This window comes from Actinomycetota bacterium, assembly GCA_036280995.1.
Classification (GTDB): domain Bacteria; phylum Actinomycetota; class CALGFH01; order CALGFH01; family CALGFH01; genus CALGFH01.
This window is the reverse complement of record DASUPQ010000748.1, coordinates 1-2,871: the sequence shown is the minus strand read 5'-3', so window position 1 is coordinate 2,871 and position 2,871 is coordinate 1. Positions and strand designations below refer to the sequence as shown.

Below are 2,871 nucleotides of genomic sequence, written 5' to 3'. Positions count from 1 at the left end.
GCGGGCATGACCTACCCGCGGATGCGGCTGCTCCACGAACTCGCCGAGGAAGGACCCCAGATCATGACGGCCCTGCGCGACCGGCTCGGGGTCAGCGCCCGCACCATCACCGTCCTGGTCGACGGCCTGGAACGCGACGGCTTCGCCTCGCCCAGCCGCCGCCACCCGGGGCGGTACACAAGCTCGCCCATCTGCTTGGCGCAAGGGGCGCAAGGACACCTACCTGGCCGCCCACGACCGGTGAGGAACGGCTGGGGGCCGGGGGCGAAGTGGAGGCGCTCCGACCCCCAGCACGTTCTCCGCTGTTCGCAGGGGCTTCCAATAGGCACCACCTCCCCACGGTGGGGCGCCCGACGCCGCTCTTCCTCCCGGGTCGCATCGCGGAACCCGTCCTGGCCCCGGGCGCCATAGCAGATTCTACGCCGGAAGTCAAGAAGACCGCTCGGTTCCGCTGGTGCTGCGCCTGTAGATGGCTTCGGGCTGTGCCGGGGGGAGCTTCAAGGTTCATCGCGGAGGCGGTTGGCACGTTGGGTGAGCTCGACCAGGACCCGGTGGGCGGTGGCGAGGTCGTCCGGGTCGAGGTCGGCGTAGAGGCGCTCGGTCAGGGCGGCAACGGCGTCGGCCAGTCTGGCCTGCAGGGCGGCGCCTTCGGTGGTGAGCTGGGTGGGCCCCGGGCCGTCGGGAGCGCTGCTGGCGATGAGGCCTCTGGCTTCAAGGCTGTGGAGGAGCTTGGCGACCTGGGGTCGGTCCAGGCCCAGTTGCGGCTGGCTGGCGAGGTAGTCGTGGAGATCGGCGGGTGACGGGACGGGGCCGCGGAGGGCCAGGACGCGCAGGGCGATGTACTGGGTGCGGGTGATGCCGCTGTTGGTGCCGGCGAGGACCCGGTCGAGGAGGGCGGAAAGGGCGCCTTCGGCTTCGCCGACGTCCTGGCCGGTCAATGTCGTCGGTTGTGGCATGGGGTCGCTCCTGTGCTCGGTGCCGAGCAGGGTCTGCAGGGTGCGGGCGAGGTCGCGGGTTCGCTGGCTCTGGGTCCCTCCGATCGGTGCGGTGAACTCCTCTTGGAATGCGTGGACGATGCCGATGGCGCGCTGGGCGATGTCGGTGCCGGCGTCGGTGAGGCGGAGCTGGACGGCGCGGGGGTCGGCCGGATGCTTGGTCCTCTCGATCAGGCCGGCCTCTTCCAGGGCGCGGGCGAGCTTGGAGACGAACATCGGTTCCAGGCCCGTCCAGTCGGCAAGTTCTCGCTGGCTCGGCTGGGCTCCGGTCCGGGAGTAGCCGTAGAGGGATGCGAGCAGGGTGTACTGGGCGTGGGTCAGGCCAAGCGGGTCGAGGATCCGGTCGACGCCCGCGCGCAGCTTGGTGGTGAGCCGCCAGAGGAGGTAGCCGGTGGTGGGGTGCTCGGTTGGTCGCGACACGGCGATAGTATACATGGTGGCTATAGCCATGGCAACTATCGTCGATGTAAGAGCGTGTGGCGGGTGGTCCCTGGGTTCCGGTCAGCGGGAGAACGGCCTGGCGCCCGGACGAGTGGGAGCCTCGCCCGGGCGCTGGCCGGGTCAGGTCAGCAGCAGCCGGACTGCTGCACGACCGGGAGCTCGCGACGGGTGGCGGCGGCCACGGCCGCGGTGGAGGTGGCGTTGGCTGGCTTGGTGGCCTTGACGATGGCCGAGTGGAGGCCGTCGCCGACCGGGTGGGTGAAGGTCACGGCGATGTCGGCGAAGCCGGCCGCGGCCAGCCCGTTCTCGTACTCGGTCTTGGCGAGGGCCCCGGCGATGCAGCCGACCCAGGCGCCCCGCTCGGCCCGCTCCTCCGGCGTCAGGTGGTCCTCGGCGACCACGTCGGTGATCCCGATCCGGCCGCCCGGCTTCAGGACCCGGTAGGTCTCGGCGAACACCGCCGGCTTGTCGACCGACAGGTTCACCACGCAGTTGGAGATCACCACATCAATGGTCTCGGCGGGCAGCGGGATGGCCTCGATCTGACCCTTCAGGAAGTCGACGTTGGTTGCACCGGCCTCGGCGGCGTTGCCGCGGGCCAGGGCGAGCATCTCCTCGGTCATGTCGAGCCCGTAGGCCTTGCCCGCCGGCCCGACCCGCTTGGCGCTCAGCAGCACGTCGATGCCGCCTCCGGAGCCCAGGTCCAGGACCGTTTCGCCGGCGTGCAGCTCGGCCACCGCCGTGGGATTGCCGCAGCCCAGGCTGGCCAGCACGGCGCTGTCGGGCAGCTCGTCACGGTCCAGGGCGGCGTACAGCTCGGCCCCGAAGCCGGGCTCCTCGGCGGTCGCGGCGCCCCCACAGCAGCCGCTGTCGCAGCCGCAGTCGGCCGGCTGCCCACAGCCGCAGTCGCTCTGGCCGCGGGTGACCTTGAGGGCGGCGGCCGCGTAGCGGTCCCGGACCTGCTCACGCAGCGCGTCCTGACCGGTCTGAAAGGTGCTCATCGGCTGGCTCCTTGGAGGTCGAGGGCGGCGGTCAGGCCGTCCAGGGCGTCAGGTCGCAGCGAGTAGTAGGCCCAGGTCCCGCGCTGCTCGCGCTCCAGGAGCCCGGCCGCGACCAGCTTCTTGAGGTGGTGGCTGACGGTCGGCTGGCTGAGCCCGAGCGGCCCGGTGAACTCGCACACGCACACCGGGTCGGGGCTGGTGGCCAGCAGGTTGACGATCCTGACCCGGTGGGGGTCGGCCAGGGCCTTGAACAGCCGGGCCGTCGCCTCGGCCTCGGCGTCCGTCCGCGACGGTGCTCCCAGCGGGGCGCAGCAGGCGGCTGCCGTGGTGGCCGGGTCGGCTGCGGTGGCGGTCGCCATCCAACAGGTCCTCTCGTATCGATGAACGTCGATCCCGAGGGTGCCAGCATACATCGACATCTGTCAATCAACTGC

3 protein-coding genes are annotated in these 2,871 nt (G+C 71.3%); all 3 read right to left on the bottom strand.

Annotated features, from left to right (window positions below):
• Window positions 1–497: 497 nt before the first annotated feature.
• The gene (locus VF468_25105) at window positions 498–1,415 is read right to left on the bottom strand and encodes a MarR family transcriptional regulator (protein ID HEX5881567.1); all 918 of its coding nucleotides are present in this window, start codon (window positions 1,413–1,415) and stop codon (window positions 498–500) included.
• Between the two features lie 146 nt (window positions 1,416–1,561).
• The gene (gene arsM / locus VF468_25100; protein HEX5881566.1) at window positions 1,562–2,437 is read right to left on the bottom strand and encodes an arsenite methyltransferase; all 876 of its coding nucleotides are present in this window, start codon (window positions 2,435–2,437) and stop codon (window positions 1,562–1,564) included.
• On the bottom strand, window positions 2,434–2,796 hold the full coding sequence (locus VF468_25095) for a metalloregulator ArsR/SmtB family transcription factor (GenBank protein ID HEX5881565.1): 363 nt from the start codon (window positions 2,794–2,796) through the stop codon (window positions 2,434–2,436). Before VF468_25095 ends, arsM begins: the two co-directional genes overlap by 4 nt.
• Window positions 2,797–2,871 lie beyond the last annotated feature (75 nt).

Bases quoted from the DNA above. Each gene is read 5' to 3' on its own strand.
- arsM (HEX5881566.1), bottom strand. From the start codon at position 2,437: ATGAGCACCTTTCAGACCGGTCAGGACGCGCTGCGTGAGCAGGTCCGG.
- VF468_25095 (HEX5881565.1), bottom strand. From the start codon at position 2,796: ATGGCGACCGCCACCGCAGCCGACCCGGCCACCACGGCAGCCGCCTGC.